Here is a 14,611-nt window from a genome sequence, read left to right on the forward strand (position 1 = left end):
CGCCTGCGAGTGGGCGATGATCCGTGGATGAGCGCACCCCAGCAAGGGCAGATCGTGGCACCGGACGGCGGTTCCGTGCGGGAGTTGCTGCGGGTCACCGCACCGGTGGATCTGGGCGCGGTCGACCCGCGGTCCACGCCCGGCGTGCCGAGCGCGGCCGGGCGCGGGGAGCACCGTAAGGCCTGGGCACGGGAGCAGGTGGAGCTGGTCGGCGGCGAGCTGGGCCGGCAGCAGGAGATGCTCTACGCGATGGCCAAGGCCGGGTCGGACCGGCCGGCACGCCGGGTGCTGCTGGTGCTCCAGGCGATGGACTGCGGTGGCAAGGACGGCACGATCAAGCGGGTGGCCGGCGCGATGAACCCGCTGGGCCTGCACATCCGCTCGTTCGGGCCGCCGACCAGCCAGGAGTTGCGGCACGACTTTCTGTGGCGGATCCGGCGGCAGTTGCCGCCGCCGGGGTACGTGGGGGTGTTCAACCGTTCGCACTACGAGGACGTGTTGATCGCCCGGGTCGGCTCGCTGGTGCCGGAGGCGACCTGGCGGGCCCGCTACGACGAGATCAACTCGTTCGAGCGGGAGCTGACCGAGGGGCGGATGACAGTGCTCAAGGTGATGCTGCACATCTCGTACGCCGAGCAGGGCAAGCGCCTCCTGGAACGACTCACCGACCCGCGCAAGCACTGGAAGTACAACCCCTCCGACGTCGACTCCCGGTCGCACTGGGACGACTACCAGGCTGCGTACGCCGAGGCGCTCAGCCGGTGCGGCACGGACGCCGCGCCCTGGTTCGTGGTGCCGGCGGACCGTAAGTGGTACCGGGACTGGGCGGTGGCGCATCTGCTGCGTGAGACGTTCGACACCCTCGACCTGGGGTATCCGGCTGCCGATTTCGATGTCGAGCGTGAGCGGGAGCGCTTGGTCGCTGGGGGAGTGGGTGCGCGTGGGACGGTCGAGATGAACAGCAGATGAACGACCGGTGAATGACGCCTGACCAGGGGTGGGCCGTCGAATTCGCGGTTCTGACGTTTCCCTAGCATTCACCGAGCGGGTGCCCGACGGGCGCCGCCACCCTTCCACCGACGCGACGAGGTCTGTGCTGTGAAGTTTTCCTTCCGCCCCACCGAGGGCGCCTTCTACGAGCTCTTCACCAGGGCCGCGCAGAACCTGGTCCGGGGTACCGCGCTGCTCAACGAGCTGGCCCTGCCCGGCGTGGACGTGCAGTCCGTCAGCGAGCGGCTGACCGAGGTCGAGCACGACAGCGACCAGATCACCCACGACCTGTACAAGAAGATCAACTCGACCTTCATCACGCCGTTCGACAGGGAGGACATCTACCGGCTCGGCTCGCTGCTCGACGACGTCATGGACCACCTGGAAGCGGTCGGCGACCTGCTCTACCTGTACGGGCTGACCGAGCTGCCGGCACTGCCCCGCGAGCTGCACGAGATGGTCAACGTCCTCGACCAGCAGGCCAAGCTGACCGCCGACGCGATGCCCCGGCTGAAGTCGATGAAGGATCTTGAGGACTACTGGATCGAGTGCAACCGGCTGGAGAACGAGGGCGACCGGATCAACCGGCAGCTGCTCGTCCGCCTCTTCTCGGGTGAGTACGACGCGTTGACGGTGCTGAAGATGAAGGAGGTCGCCGACGAGTTGGAGGCCGCCTGCGACGCCTTCGAGCACGTGGCCAACACTGTCGAGACCATCGCGGTCAAGGAGTCCTGATCCGGTGACTTTCACACCCGAACTCATCGCCGTGCTGGCGGTGATCGGGGTAGCCCTGGCGTTCGACTACACCAACGGCTTCCACGACGCCGCCAACGCGATCGCAACAAGTGTCTCCACCCGGGCGTTGACCCCCCGGATCGCCCTCGGCCTCGCCGCCGTCGGCAACTTCGTCGGCGCACACTTCGGCGCCGGCGTGGCCAAGACCGTCGGTGACAACCTGGTCACGCTGCCCACCGGGGTGAGCAGCCTCGGGGTGGTCTTCGCCGGGGTGCTCGGCGCGATCGCCTGGAACCTGATCACCTGGTACTTCGGTCTGCCCTCGTCGTCCTCGCACGCGCTCTTCGGCGGCCTGGTCGGCGCGACCCTGCTGTCCGCCGGCGGCATCGTGCAGTGGGGCAACATCGGCGAGAAGGTGCTGCTGCCGATGGTGCTCTCGCCGATCGTCGGCCTGACCCTCGGCTACCTGCTGATGCTGGCCATCCTCTGGCTGTTCCGGAAGGGGCAGCCGGGCAAGCTCAACCGGGGCTTCCGCTGGGCGCAGACCGTCTCCGCGGCGGCCATGTCGGTCGGCCACGGCATGCAGGACGCCGCCAAGACCATGGGCATCGTGGTGCTGGCGCTCTACACAGGTGGTTTCCAGGAGAGCAAGACGCACATCCCGGGCTGGGTGTTCTGGACCTCGGCGACGATGCTGGCCCTCGGCACGTACGCCGGCGGCTGGCGGATCATCCGTACCCTCGGTCGTAAGATCATCGACCTGGGGCCGCCGGAGGGCTTCGCCGCCGAGACGGTCGCCAGCGCGGTGCTCTACTTCAACGCCCTGGTGCTGAAGGCACCGATCTCCACCACGCACACCATCACCTCGGCGATCATGGGGGTGGGCGCGACGAAGCGGCTCTCCGCGGTCCGCTGGAACGTGGCCGGCAACATCGTGCTCGCCTGGATCATCACGTTCCCGGCCGCAGCGCTGATCGCCTGCGTCACCTACCTGCTGGTCCGGCCGCTCTTCGGCTGACCGGACCCGGCACCTCGACGGCCCCGGTCACCGCGACCGGGGCCGTTCGTCTCACTCGTACCGCACGCCGATCTGCTCCCGCACCGTGTCCAGCAGCGCCATCACCTCAAGCGTGACCGCGTGCGGCACCACCGGGCTCTCGGTCAGCCCGGCCGCCAGGCAGCGCTGCACCTCGATCGCCTCGTACTGGTAGCCGTTCCCCGCCTCGTCGGCGGTGATCGTCTCCGGCTCCGCGCCGGCCCGGTGCACTGTGAACGAACCCGGCCGGAAGAAAGGCTCCGGCAGGTCGATCCGGCCCGTGCTGCCGGTGATCGAGGCGGTCTGCCCGCTCAACCCGACCATGCCGCAGCTCAGGGTTGCCAGCGCTCCGGTGTCGTAGCCGAACAGCATGCCGGTGTTCTCGTCCGTCCCCTCCGGGCCGAGCTGCGCCCAGGACCGGACGTGCTGCGGCACGCCGAGCAGCAGGTGGGCCAGGCTGATCGGGTAGATCCCCAGGTCCAGCAGGGAACCCCCTCCCAGCGCCGCGTTGCGCATCCGGTGCTCCGGCGGGAACGGCCCGGCCACCCCGAAGTCCGCTCGGACGCCGCTCACCGTGCCGATCGCCCCCTCCGAGATCAGCTCGACCACCCGCAGGATCATCGGATTCATCCGCATCCACATGGCCTCCATCAGGAAGACCCCGGCGGCGCGGGCGGTGTCCACCAACTCGGTGCTGGTGGCCAGGTCGAGGGTGAACGGCTTCTCCAGCAGCACCGCGCGCCCGGCGGTCAGGCAGGTCATCGCCGCCTCGTAGTGCGCGGAGTGCGGCGTCGCCACGTAGATCGCGTCGATCTCCGGGTCGGCGGCCAGCTCCACCCAGGAGCCGTACGCGCGCTTCGCGCCGTAGGTGTCGGCGAAGCGCCGCGCGCTCTCCGCGGCGCGGGAGCCGACCGCGACCAACTCGGCGTCCGGCACCAGCCGGAGGTCTTCGGCGAAACGGCTGGCGATGTGGCCGGTGGCCAGGATGCCCCAACGAGTCATGCCGGAACGCTAGCCGAGCTGGATGAACCATCCACCAGCGGCTCAACTGTCAGGACACGGCGGGATTTCCTGGTCGCCTCGCCGCTCAGGTCCGCCACCCCCGCCACCCCCTCGTGCCTCCTTGCCTCCTTGCCTCCTTGCCTCCTTGCCTCCTTGCCTCCTTGCCTCCTTTGCTCTGCTTACGCGGATGCACCACAGGCGGTCGCCAACTGGTGCATCCGCGTAAGCAGAGCAAAGGGCGGCTGGACCGGTACGGCGGCCGGACCGGCGCGGTGACTGGCCGGTGACTGGGCCGGTACCGGCCGTTCCGGCACACCGGCCCGGCCCGGGGCGCCCGGTTGGGGAACTAGGCTCGCCGGCATGACGATCGACAGTGACGGCTTCGCCGCCCCGGCCGCCCTGGTCGAGCACGCCCGCCGGTTCCAGGCCGAGGGTGGCACCCCGGCCACGCCGCGGGTCGCGGCCACCGTGCTGCTGCTGCGTCCGACCGACGCCGACTTCGAGGTGTACGTCATCCGCCGGGTCGCCGCCATGACCTTCGGCGGGATGTACGCCTTCCCCGGAGGCGGGGTGGACCGCTCCGACTCGGAGGCGCACCTGGACTGGGCGGGCCCGACACCGGACGAGTGGGCGGACCGGCTCGGCGTGGCCCCGCAGGCCGCGCAGGCGGTGGTCTGCGCCGCCGCGCGGGAGGTCTTCGAGGAGGCCGGCGTACTCCTCGCCGGCCCCAACCGGGAGACCGTGGTCGGCGACGTCAGCGGCGACAACTGGGAGGCGGCCCGGCAGGACCTGGAGGGACGCCGGCTGGGCTTCGCGGCGCTGCTCGCTGACCGTCAGCTCACCCTCCGATCGGACCTGCTCCTGCCGTGGAGCCGGTGGATCACTCCCGAGTTCGAGCCGCGCCGCTTCGACACGTACTTCTTCATCGCTCTGTTGCCGGCGGGGCAGCGGACCCGCGACGTCTCCGGCGAGGCCGACCACACCCTGTGGATCCGGCCGGCGGACGCGCTGGCCCGGGCTCGCGCCGGGGAACTGACCATGCTGCCGCCGACCCTGGTCACGCTGGCCCAGGTGGCGGCGGCCGGCGACCTGGCCGGGGTGGCGCGAGCGGCGGCCGAACGAGACGCGGCCACCCCGGTCACCCCGCGCCTGGACCTGCCCCCGGACGGCGCACCCCGCTTCGTCCTCGGCTGAGGCCGCGCTGGACATGACACCGGCGCCCACGCCGGGACGGCGGGGCGCCGGTGACCGGGCAGGGTCGGCTCAGCCGAAGCGGCCGGTGATGTAGTCCTCGGTCTTCTTCACGCTCGGGTTGCTGAAGATCTTCTGGGTGTTGTCGTACTCGATCAGCCGGCCCGGGTCGCCGGTCTTCTCGATCGAGAAGAAGGCGGTCCGGTCCGACACCCGCGCGGCCTGCTGCATGTTGTGCGTCACGATGATGATCGTGAACTTGTCCTTGAGCTGGAACATCAGATCCTCGATCGCCAGCGTGGAGATCGGGTCCAGGGCCGAGCACGGCTCGTCCATCAGGACGACCTGCGGCTCGACCGCGATGGTCCGGGCGATGCAGAGCCGCTGCTGCTGACCGCCGGAGAGGCCCGCGCCGGGCTTGCCCAGCCGGTCCTTGACCTCGTCCCACAGGTTCGCCGAGCGCAGCGCCTTCTCGGCCGCGTCCTCCAGGATCGACTTCCGGCGGACCCCGTTGAGCTTCAGCCCGGCCACCACGTTCTCGAAGATGCTCATCGTGGGGAACGGGTTCGGCCGCTGGAAGACCATGCCGATGGTGCGCCGGACCGCTGTGACGTCCACGTCCCGGTCGTAGATGTCCTGGTCGTCGATGGTCAGGCTGCCCTCGACCCGAGCCCCCGGCAGCACCTCGTGCATCCGGTTGATCGACCGCAGGAACGTCGACTTGCCGCAACCGGACGGCCCGATCAGGGCGGTGACCGTCTTCGGCTCGACCGTCAGGTTGATGTTCTCGATCGCCTTGAAGCCGCCGTAGTACGCGGTGACGTTCGAGGCGGAGACGCGCTTGGCCATGGTGGTACCTCCGGGGTTCATCGGCTGAGCCGGTTGCGACGGGCCAGCAACTTCGCCGCGATCGTCAGGATGAGCACGAGGGCGACCAGGGTGAGTGCCGCGGTCCACGCCCGTGCCGGTGCGTACTTCGACGCGTCACCGGCCTGCTGGTAGACGAAGAGGGACAGCGACGACTGGTTGTTCTCGAAGGGGTTGGTGTTGATCGCGGCACCGCCGCCGGCGACCAACAGCACCGGCGCGGTCTCGCCGGCCGCACGGGCGATGGCGAGCATGACGCCGGTGACGATGCCGGGCAGCGCCGTCGGCAGGACCACCCGCAGGATGGTCTTCCACTTGGGTACGCCGAGCGCGTAGGCGCCCTCACGCAGTGGTGCCGGGACGAGGCGGAGCATCTCCTCGGTGGACCGGACGATGGTGGGCAGCATGAGCACGCTCAGCGCGAGCGCGGCGGCGAAGCCGGAGAAGCTGGGCCGGCCGTCGTTGAACCACGGCGACACGATCAGCACCCAGAACGCCAGCACGAAGAGGCCGGAGACGATCGACGGGATGCCGGTCATCACGTCCACGAAGAACCGGATCGCGAAGGCGAACTTGCCCCGGCCGTACTCGACGATGTAGATGGCGCAGAGGATGCCGAGCGGCACGGTGATCAGGGTTGCGATGCCGACCTGCTCCAACGTGCCGACGATCGCGTGGTAGGCGCCGCCGTTGGCGTCCCGGGCCCCGATGTTGTTCATCGAGGTCTGGAAGAAGTTGGCGTCCAGCCGCTCGCTGCCCTTGCTGACCAGCGTCCAGACCACCGAGATGAGCGGTAGCACCGCCAGCACGAAGGCGGAGTGGATCAGTGCGCTCCAGGTGCGGTTGCGGGCCGACCGACGCCCCTCGACAACGTTGGCGGCGACGAAGAGCCCGGTCAGGTAGAGCACCCCGCCGAGGACGACCACCAGGACCGGGCCGCCGATGTCGGTGCCGTAGACGAGCGCGGCCGAGAGCGCCAGGGCCGCCACGGCGATGGCCGGGGCGGCGTACCAGGGCAGCCGCTTGGTCCGCAGCGAGGCGGGCTGCGCCGGCGGGCGGGTGCGGTGGGAGGTGACGGTTGTGGTCATGCGGCCGACTCCGTGAACTCCCGGCGGCGGTAGATGATCGCCCGCGCCGTGATGTTGACGATCAGCGTGATGGTGAACAGCACCAGGCCGGAGGCGATCAACGCGCCCCGGCCGGTCTCGTTCGCCTCGCCGAACGCGTTGGCGATGTTGGCGGCGATAGTGTTGCCGCCGTTCTGGATCAGGTTGAACGAGATGCCGAACGTGATGCCGAGGGTGAGCGCCAGGGCGATGGTCTCGCCGAGGGCCCGGCCGAGGCCGAGCATCATCGCGGCGATGATGCCGGGGCGGCCGTACGGGAGCACCGCGGTGCGCAGCATCTCCCAGCGGGTGGCGCCCAGGGCGAGGGCGGCCTCCTCGTTCGCGGTGGGCGTCTGGAGGAACACCTCGCGGGAGAGCGAGGTGATGATCGGCAACACCATGATCGCGAGCACCAGGGCGCCCAGCATGACGGACGCCCCGAAGGGGCCGTCGCCGCCGAAGAGCGGAATCCAGCCGACGTGTTCGTTCAGCCAGATCGAGAAGTCCCGGACCGGGCTGCTGAAGACGTCCCGCCCCCACAGGCCGAAGACCACGCTCGGCACGGCGGCCAGCAGGTCGACAAGGAAGCCGAGCGCGGTGCCCAGCCGGCGCGGCGCGTAGTGCGACAGGTAGAGCGCGATGCCGAGTGCCACCGGCACCGCGATGAGCAGCGCGAGCGCCGAGCTGAGCACGGTGCCGAAGGCGAGCGCGCCGATGCCGAACTTCGGCTGTGTCTCGTTGGGGGACCAGCCCTCGTAGGACCAGAAGTTCTCGGTGTTGGCGCGTAGGGCCGGCACCGCCTTGGCGACCAGGAAGATCGCGATGGCGGCGATGATGACCAGAACGGCGGTGCCGGCGGCCAGAGTGAGACCGCGGAAGGCCCGCTCGGCGCCGAACTTGCGGCTGCGCGGCAGCGCGCCGCCGCCGCCCAGCCCGGTGCCGCCCGGGGAACGGGTGCTGACTGGTGCCTCGGCCACACGCGCCGAGGCACCGGCGGGCCACTCGTGACTCTGGGTCACGCGCGTCCCGCCGGTGCCGGCGTCGGCCGAGCGGTGAGGGGTTTCACCCATCTGCTCGCTCGATTCGGTTGCGGAGGTGTGGAATCGGGTCAGGAGAGGTTCTTGACCGCGGTCTCGACCTTGGTGCGGACCGTCTCCGGCAGCGGGGCGTAGCCCAGCTCGGTGAGAGAGGCCTGGCCCTCGGCGCTGGCGGCGTGGCCCAGCAGGCCCTTGACCAGCGTCAGCTTGTCGGCTGCGAGGCCCTTGCTGCAGACGATCTCGTACGTCGCCAGGACGATCGGGTAGGCCCCGGCCTCCTTGGTGTTGTAGTCGATCTTCAGCTTGAGGTCGTCGCCCTGACCCTCGATGGCAGCGCCGGCGATGGTCTTGCCAGCGGCCTCGGCGGTCAGCGCGGCGAACTCGCCGTTGCCGTTGCCGATCTTCGACATCTTCAGACCGGCGTTCTCGGCGAACGACCACTCCATGTAGCCGATGGCGCCGTCAGCGCCCTTGACGCGGCTGGCCACGCCGTCCGAGCCCTTGGCGCCGGTGCCGCCCGGGGCCTTCCACGCCTTGGCGTTGCCAAGGGTCCAGTCGCTCTCGGCGGTCTTCGAGAGGTACTTGGTGAAGTTGTCGGTGGTGCCCGACTCGTCCGAGCGGTGGACGGTCTGGATCGTGGTCGCCGGGAGCTTGGCCTCCGGGTTGTCGGCCTTGATCGTGGCGTCGTCCCACTTGGTGACCTTGCCAGCGAAGATCTTCGCCAGGGTGGCCGGCTTGAGCTGGAGGTTGTCCACGCCGCTGACGTTGTAGGCGACGGCGACCGGGCCGATCACCATCGGCAGGTGGATGGCCTTGCCACCGACGCACTTGGCATCGGCCTGCGGCTGCTCCTCCGGCTTGAGCGCGGAGTCGGAGCCGGCGAAGTCGGCGGTCCCGGCGATGAACGCCTGGATGCCGGCGCCCGAGCCGGAAGCCTCGTAGTTGATCGTGGTGCCCTGGCACTTCTGCTGGTACGCCTTGATCCACTCAGCCATGGCGTTCTTCTGCGCCGACGAGCCCTGGGCGTTCAGTGTGCCGGTAGCGCAGTCGACCGCGGCGGCCGAGCCCGGAGCGCTTGCGCCGGAGGCGGGCTCGTTGTTGTCCGAGCCGCATGCACTGAGGCCGAGCGTCGCGGCAAGAGCGAGGCAGGCAATAGTGCCGTACCGCTGGAGCTTCACCTGAGGGGGTTCCCTTCGCGTCTGACTTGGCGCCCCGATCCCGGGGCCCGAGGACCGGCGATGACCGGCTGACACGAAAGTTAGAAGTGCCAGGTAGCCGGTTCGCCGGTCGCGAATGAACGCGAGGTGAACACGTACGGCCGTCGAGGTGACCGCTTGCTGAGGGTGAGTTGTCCGCTAAGTGAACCCGGATGCACCTGTCGGAAGTATGGGCATATTTCCGGTTCGCCGTTATGCCGCCGACGCCCGGCCGTTATCCACCGGTGACCCGGCCGGAGCGACGGCCGGCGGTCAGCCCAGGTGGTAGTTGATGTGCGCGGACCAGCGGGCGAAACCCAACCGCTCATAGAGCGCGACGGCCCCTGCGTTCGACTCGTCCACGAAGAGCATCACCCGGTCGAGACCGCGCCTGTCCCGCAGGTACGCCAGCCCAGCGGTGGTCAGGGCCCGGCCGAGCCCGCCGCCGTGCGCGGTCGGCTCCACGCCCAGCACGTACACCTCGCCGATCCGGGCCGACCCCGGGCGTTCGTGCACCTTGGTCCAGTGGAAGCCGAGCAGTCGACCGGTGGCGGTCTCCTCGGCGAGCAGGAAACCCGCCGGGTCGAACCATGGCTCGGCGAGGCGGACGCGCAGGTCGTCCGAGGTCCACCGCCCCTGCTCGGGGTGCTCGGCGAAGGCGCGTGAGTTGAGGGTCAGCCAGGCCGAGTCGTCCGCCCCGGGCCGGAACGCGCGCAGCACCACCCCGTCGGGCAGGTGCGGCTCGCCCAGCGGGGCGGCCAGGGGCCGGCGCAACTGCCAGAGCACCCGCACCCGGGTGAACCCGAGATCGACGCCGAGCGCCGCGGCCGACGGGTGGTCGCCGTGCGCCCACGCCCGCAGCGGCCCGGTGGCCGAGGCGAGTACGCCCCGGGCCAGCGCGCGACCGGTGCCCCGCCGCCGGTACGCGGGGTGCACCACCAGCTCGACCCCGATCCCGCCGACCGGGTCGGTGGTGTCCAGGTGCGCGTACCCGGTGAGGGTGCCGTCGTCGGCGCGGGCGATCAGGTGCAGCGCCGGGGCGTCCGGGTCACGGAGGCGGAGCAGGACGTGCTCGTCCAGCGGATCCGCGCCGTCGGTGTCGCCCGCGGTGCTGGCGAGGGCCAGTATCTCGCCGATCTCCGCCGGTGCCAGTCGGTCGGTCCGGGTCACCTGGTCGCTGGTCGGCTCCGCGCTGCTCATCCCGTCACCGTATCCGCTGCGTGTCGCGACGCCCGGACCGTCGCCGAGTAAAGCTGACGCCTCACGTCGGGTCGGTGGGGAGCGCCTCCAGCTCGAACCTGGCGGTCAGGTCGGGCAGGATCCGGCGCAGCGCGTCCACCGTGCCCTGTCGGTTCCCGCCGGCGTCGTGCAGCAGCACCACCGAGCCCGGTTGGGCCTGCGTCAACACGGTCGCGGTGATCTTTCCGGCGCCGGGCAGTTCCCAGTCCGACGGGTCCACCGACCAGTGCAACGGGGTCATGCCGAGTTGCCGAGCCACCGACACCACGGGGTACGTCCAGGCGCCGCCCGGCTGGCGGTACCAGACGATCGGCGCGTTCGGCACCGCCGCCCGGATCGCCTCGTTGGTGCGCAGCAGGTCGGAGCGGATCGCGTCGGCCGAGCGGGCACCCAGGCCGACGTCGTGGTGCCACGAGTGGTTGCACAGGGTGTGCCCCTCGTTGACGATCGCCTGGATCAGGTCGGGGTGGTCCTGCGCGTTTTCGCCGACCACGCAGAACGTGGCGTGCACGTCGTACTCGCGCAGGAGGGCGAGGACCTGCGGGGTGTAGCGCGGGTCGGGGCCGTCGTCGAAGGTCAGCGCGAGTCGTGAGGAGCCGGAGGTGGCGTGCGCGCCGAACAGGTTGTCGGTCCCCGCGTCCTGGCCCGAACCGTCCTGACCGGTCTCGGCGGGGCCGGTGCTGGCGTTCGGGGTGCCGCTGGGCTCGCCGCCGCTGGGCTGGTCGGCATAGTGCGGCCCGTCGGCGCTTGTCGTGGCTCCGGTGGAGTGCCTCGGAACCTGGTCGGGGACGAGACTGCGGCCCAGCGCGTACGCCGAGCCGAGCAGTGCCGCCACCACCACCGTCACGATCCCGGCCGCCCGCACCGTCGAGTTGCCGGGCGTCACGGCGTCTGCCCGGCTGGCCGGTCAGTCCGACCCGTCGCCCCCGTGGTCACTGCGCGCACAGCCGCCCCCTTCTCCGACAAACCCGGCAGTCAGAATAGAACCGCCAAGCTGCGCAAAAAGGGCATATGGGAAATTGCTCGGGGCGACTCGCGGATCAGACCGGCAGTGGCGCGTGCTCCGCCTCGGCCAGCGCTCGCGACGGCGGAACGACGAACTTGTAGCCGACCTGCCGAACGGTGCCGATCATCGACTCGTACTCCGAGCCGAGCTTGGCGCGCAGCCGCCGGACGTGCACGTCCACGGTGCGGGTGCCGCCGAAGTAGTCGTAGCCCCAGACCTCGCGCAGGAGCTGGTCCCGGGTGAACACCCGACCCGGGTGCTGGGCCAGGAACTTCAACAGCTCGAACTCCTTGTAGGTGAGGTCGAGCGGGCGACCCTTGAGCTTGGCCGCGTACGTGTCCGGGTCGATGGTCAACTCGCCCGCCCGGATCGAGCCGCCGGCGCCGGCGGTCGCGTTGCTCAGCCGGCCCACCGCCAGCCGCAGCCGTGCCTCGACCTCGGCGGGGCCGGCCGAGGCGAGGATGACGTCGTCGACGCCCCAATCCGCGTTCAGCGCGATCAGGCCGGCCTCGGTCACCACCGCGACAAGCGGCACGCCGAGCCCGGTGGCGTGCAGCATTCGGCAGGTCGCGCGGGCCTCGCTCAACTCCGATCGGGCGTCCACCATCACCGCGTCCGGGCTAGGGCCCGCGACCAGGGTGCGAACGTCGCGCGGCGCGGTGCGAACCGAGTGCGGCAGCAGGTCGAGTGCCGGCAGCACAGCCGACGGTTCGCCTGCGCGCGCGGTCACCAGCAACAGGATCTCCACGATCACCTCCGTCCCGGCGGCGCACGGCCGCACGCGACCAGACACACTCACGAGGGAGCGCGCTGAGAAATTGCGTGGTCCCGGCGTCGCTGACGGGCGGGGTAACGGGTTGAGCGTAACCGATCGCCTCGGCCGCGCCGTCAGGCCATTTCCCGTTTGTCTACCTTGCCCCTGATCGTGGCCCAGGTTTTAACGTTGTTGAAACCCATGACCACCGCGTCGGGCCGTCGGTCTGGCACGATCGGGTCGTGTTTCCCTCCACGTCGCCCGAGGCCGGCCGCGAATCGTGGCCCGCCGGCCCCCACCCGGGTCCGGCCGCCACACCGACCCGCGGCCAACCGCCCGCGCCACGTACCGGCCCGGCCACCACCGACGGCGACCGCCGCGAACGGGGTGGACCCCGTCGGGCCCGCCGCGCCGGCGAGCCGGCCCGCCGATCCGAGGACGAGGTCGACGAGCCGGAGGAGGAGGTCGTACCCCCGGTCGAGGTGCGCCGCCAGTTGGCGGTGACCATCGCCGGCTTCGCCGCGCTGCTCGGTGTCGGCCTGGTGCTCGGCGCACAGACGTCTGGTCCCGGTCACCGCCTGCCGTTCGCCTTCATCATCTTCGGCGTCCAGTTGCTGTTCGTGCTCGCCTGGACCATGGCCATGCGACCGCCCGCGCTGCTGGTGGTCGCCGGGATCAGCGCCACGGTCGCGGCGCTCGTCGACATCGCCGCGGTGCAGACCGACGTCGCCGGCCTGGCACCGCTGGGCTACCTGGCCGCCGGCGGGTTCCTCGCCGCGGTGCTCGGCCAGCTGGTCCGGCGGGTCGACCGGGTCCGGGTCACCGACTCACTCGGCGCCACGCTGCTCATCGTGGTCGGGGTGGTGGCCTTCGGCACCCTGGTCGTGCTCAGCCGGATCCCGGCCGGCACCCAGGCGATCACCGTCTGCCTGTCCGCGAGCGGCGTCGCGCTGACCGTCGCCCGGTTGACCGACGCCGTGCTGCCCTGGCCCCGGCTGGCTCCGCAGGTGCCGCGGGGCGCCGCCGGTGTGGTGGCCGGCGCGATGGTCGGCACGCTCACCAGCGCACTCCTGGGCAGCTACCTGGTGGCTCCCTTCACGCCGACCCGGGCCGCCGTGATCGGCCTGGTCGCGGCCGTCACCGCCGTCCTCTCCGATCTCGCAGTGGGGTACGCGGAGGCGGGCCGACTGATGGCCGGTGAGACGCCCACGATGTGGGTGGCCCGGCACATGCAGGGTCCGCTCGGCGGCTTCGCCCTCGCGGCGCCGGCCGCGTACGCGATGTCCATGCTCTTCCTCTGAGTCACGGTTGAGCCCGGAGCCGGTCGGGTACCTACGGGTGCGCCGCCCTGCGGCGTCGGTACGAACGACCCGTCGCGGCGCGGCGGGCGGAGACAGGAGGCGGCGTGGCGCAGGACTATCCGGTGGACGAGGCGCGACCCCGACGCCGTGGCCGCAAGCTGCTCATCACCCTGACCGTCCTGCTGGTGCTGCTGGCGGGGCTGCTGGTGGTAGCGGACCGGGTAGCGGTCGGGGTGGCCGAGCGGCTCATCGCCGACCGTGTCCAGCAGGAGATCACCAAGCAGGGCGCGCAGTCCACCGAGCCGGACGTCGAGGTCGCCGGAGTTCCGTTCCTCACCCAGGTGCTCGACGGCCGCTATCAGCGGATCTCGATCAAACTGCGGGACGTGCAGGCCCCGGTCGAGGGCGACGCCGTGCGGTTGCCGGTGTTGAACGTGGACGCTCGCGACGTGCGCGCCTCGCTTGACACGTTGCGTACCGGCCAGGGGGACGTCGTCGCGGACACCGTCAACGGCACCGGCACGATCAGCTACGAGAGCCTGGCGGCGCTGCTGAAACGCCCGGGGCTCACCCTCGGCGAGCAGAACGGCAAGCTCGCCGTCACGGGCCCGGCCGACATCCTCGGTCAGAAGATCACGATCAGCGGCACCGCCGACGTCACAGTCGCCGACAACGGCGCGGTCGCCCTGCGGTTCAACGACCTGGACGCCGCCGGTCTGCCGAACCTGCCGCTGGCCCGCACCTTCCTGAACAACTTCGCCAAGAGCATCTCCATCGACGTGCCCCTGCCGGACCTGCCGTTCCAACTCGCTGTCCGGGAGGTCCGTCCACTGCCGGAAGGGCTGGCGGTCACCGCCGACGCGAAGAACGTGCCGATCAATTCCGCCAGCTGAGTTGGACCCGGGCCAGCCGGCGGTCCGGGTCATTCCCGGATGGTGGTCGGCTCAGTGGCAGCACGGTCACCGGCTGGTAGGCTCCCTGCTCATGGGGACCCACCTCACCAAACGGCGCGCGGTCGACCTGTGCCGCGTGGCCACCTGCCTGTGTCGCCCCGTCATCTGACGGCGGGGCTGTCTCCGGTCGCCTGACGGCGGCCACCGGCACAGGGTTCTCGCACCCTCCGGTAATCCCACCGAACGCCCGGCAGCGGC

General features: G+C 70.7%; 15 protein-coding genes. 7 read left to right on the forward strand and 8 right to left on the reverse strand.

The window, feature by feature from the left end; all coding sequences use genetic code 11:
* Positions 1-27 precede the first annotated feature (27 nt).
* The 3 genes from ABZU25_RS02695 to ABZU25_RS02705 all read left to right on the forward strand — a co-directional run bounded on the left by ABZU25_RS02695 (position 28) and on the right by ABZU25_RS02705 (position 2,743).
* Positions 28-969, forward strand: a complete 942-nt coding sequence (locus tag ABZU25_RS02695) for a PPK2 family polyphosphate kinase (RefSeq protein WP_355027579.1) — start codon at positions 28-30, stop codon at positions 967-969.
* A gap of 129 nt (positions 970-1,098) precedes the next feature.
* On the forward strand, positions 1,099-1,725 hold the full coding sequence (locus ABZU25_RS02700; RefSeq protein WP_053655020.1) for a DUF47 family protein: 627 nt from the start codon (positions 1,099-1,101) through the stop codon (positions 1,723-1,725).
* A gap of 4 nt (positions 1,726-1,729) precedes the next feature.
* The gene (locus ABZU25_RS02705; protein WP_355027580.1) at positions 1,730-2,743 is read left to right on the forward strand and encodes an inorganic phosphate transporter; all 1,014 of its coding nucleotides are present in this window, start codon (positions 1,730-1,732) and stop codon (positions 2,741-2,743) included.
* Between the two features lie 51 nt (positions 2,744-2,794).
* On the opposite strand, the gene ABZU25_RS02710 is transcribed toward ABZU25_RS02705, so the two are convergent.
* Positions 2,795-3,763 carry a Gfo/Idh/MocA family oxidoreductase gene (locus tag ABZU25_RS02710; RefSeq protein ID WP_355027581.1) on the reverse strand — a complete coding sequence of 323 codons (969 nt, stop codon included), beginning with the start codon at positions 3,761-3,763 and terminating at the stop codon, positions 2,795-2,797.
* A gap of 360 nt (positions 3,764-4,123) precedes the next feature.
* Between ABZU25_RS02710 and ABZU25_RS02715 the strand changes: the two genes are divergently transcribed.
* On the forward strand, positions 4,124-4,957 hold the full coding sequence (locus tag ABZU25_RS02715; RefSeq protein ID WP_355027582.1) for an NUDIX hydrolase: 834 nt from the start codon (positions 4,124-4,126) through the stop codon (positions 4,955-4,957).
* A 69-nt stretch (positions 4,958-5,026) separates the two neighbouring features.
* Here the strand turns inward: ABZU25_RS02715 and pstB are convergent, their stop codons facing one another.
* The 7 genes from pstB to ABZU25_RS02750 all read right to left on the reverse strand — a co-directional run bounded on the left by pstB (position 5,027) and on the right by ABZU25_RS02750 (position 12,159).
* A complete protein-coding gene (pstB, locus tag ABZU25_RS02720; protein WP_355027583.1) occupies positions 5,027-5,803 on the reverse strand; it encodes a phosphate ABC transporter ATP-binding protein PstB in 777 nt (258 codons plus the stop codon).
* Between the two features lie 17 nt (positions 5,804-5,820).
* Entirely contained in the window at positions 5,821-6,909 is a 1,089-nt protein-coding gene (pstA, locus tag ABZU25_RS02725; protein ID WP_355027584.1) for a phosphate ABC transporter permease PstA, read from the reverse strand.
* Positions 6,906-7,997, reverse strand: a complete 1,092-nt coding sequence (pstC, locus tag ABZU25_RS02730; RefSeq protein WP_355027585.1) for a phosphate ABC transporter permease subunit PstC — start codon at positions 7,995-7,997, stop codon at positions 6,906-6,908. Before pstC ends, pstA begins: the two co-directional genes overlap by 4 nt.
* A gap of 38 nt (positions 7,998-8,035) precedes the next feature.
* Positions 8,036-9,142, reverse strand: coding sequence for a phosphate ABC transporter substrate-binding protein PstS (gene pstS, locus ABZU25_RS02735; RefSeq protein ID WP_355027586.1), 1,107 nt, complete (start codon positions 9,140-9,142; stop codon positions 8,036-8,038).
* A gap of 291 nt (positions 9,143-9,433) precedes the next feature.
* A complete protein-coding gene (gene mshD / locus ABZU25_RS02740) occupies positions 9,434-10,360 on the reverse strand; it encodes a mycothiol synthase (protein ID WP_355027587.1) in 927 nt (308 codons plus the stop codon).
* 61 nt (positions 10,361-10,421) lie between these two features.
* Positions 10,422-11,285, reverse strand: coding sequence for a polysaccharide deacetylase family protein (locus ABZU25_RS02745; protein WP_355027588.1), 864 nt, complete (start codon positions 11,283-11,285; stop codon positions 10,422-10,424).
* Between the two features lie 154 nt (positions 11,286-11,439).
* Complete coding sequence (locus tag ABZU25_RS02750; protein WP_355027744.1) at positions 11,440-12,159, reverse strand: response regulator transcription factor; 720 nt, start codon at positions 12,157-12,159, stop codon at positions 11,440-11,442.
* A gap of 242 nt (positions 12,160-12,401) precedes the next feature.
* Between ABZU25_RS02750 and ABZU25_RS02755 the strand changes: the two genes are divergently transcribed.
* From ABZU25_RS02755 to ABZU25_RS02765, 3 genes are all read left to right on the forward strand, one after another.
* Positions 12,402-13,460 carry a hypothetical protein gene (locus tag ABZU25_RS02755; protein WP_355027589.1) on the forward strand — a complete coding sequence of 353 codons (1,059 nt, stop codon included), beginning with the start codon at positions 12,402-12,404 and terminating at the stop codon, positions 13,458-13,460.
* Between the two features lie 104 nt (positions 13,461-13,564).
* Positions 13,565-14,353: a DUF2993 domain-containing protein gene (locus ABZU25_RS02760; RefSeq protein ID WP_355027590.1), complete on the forward strand. Its 789-nt coding sequence runs from the start codon at positions 13,565-13,567 to the stop codon at positions 14,351-14,353.
* Positions 14,354-14,444: 91 nt separating this feature from the next.
* Positions 14,445-14,522 carry an Ms5788A family Cys-rich leader peptide gene (locus tag ABZU25_RS02765; RefSeq protein ID WP_310503780.1) on the forward strand — a complete coding sequence of 26 codons (78 nt, stop codon included), beginning with the start codon at positions 14,445-14,447 and terminating at the stop codon, positions 14,520-14,522.
* Positions 14,523-14,611: the final 89 nt, after the last annotated feature.

It is taken from the genome of Micromonospora sp. NPDC005215 (assembly GCF_040607915.1).
Classification (GTDB): domain Bacteria; phylum Actinomycetota; class Actinomycetes; order Mycobacteriales; family Micromonosporaceae; genus Micromonospora.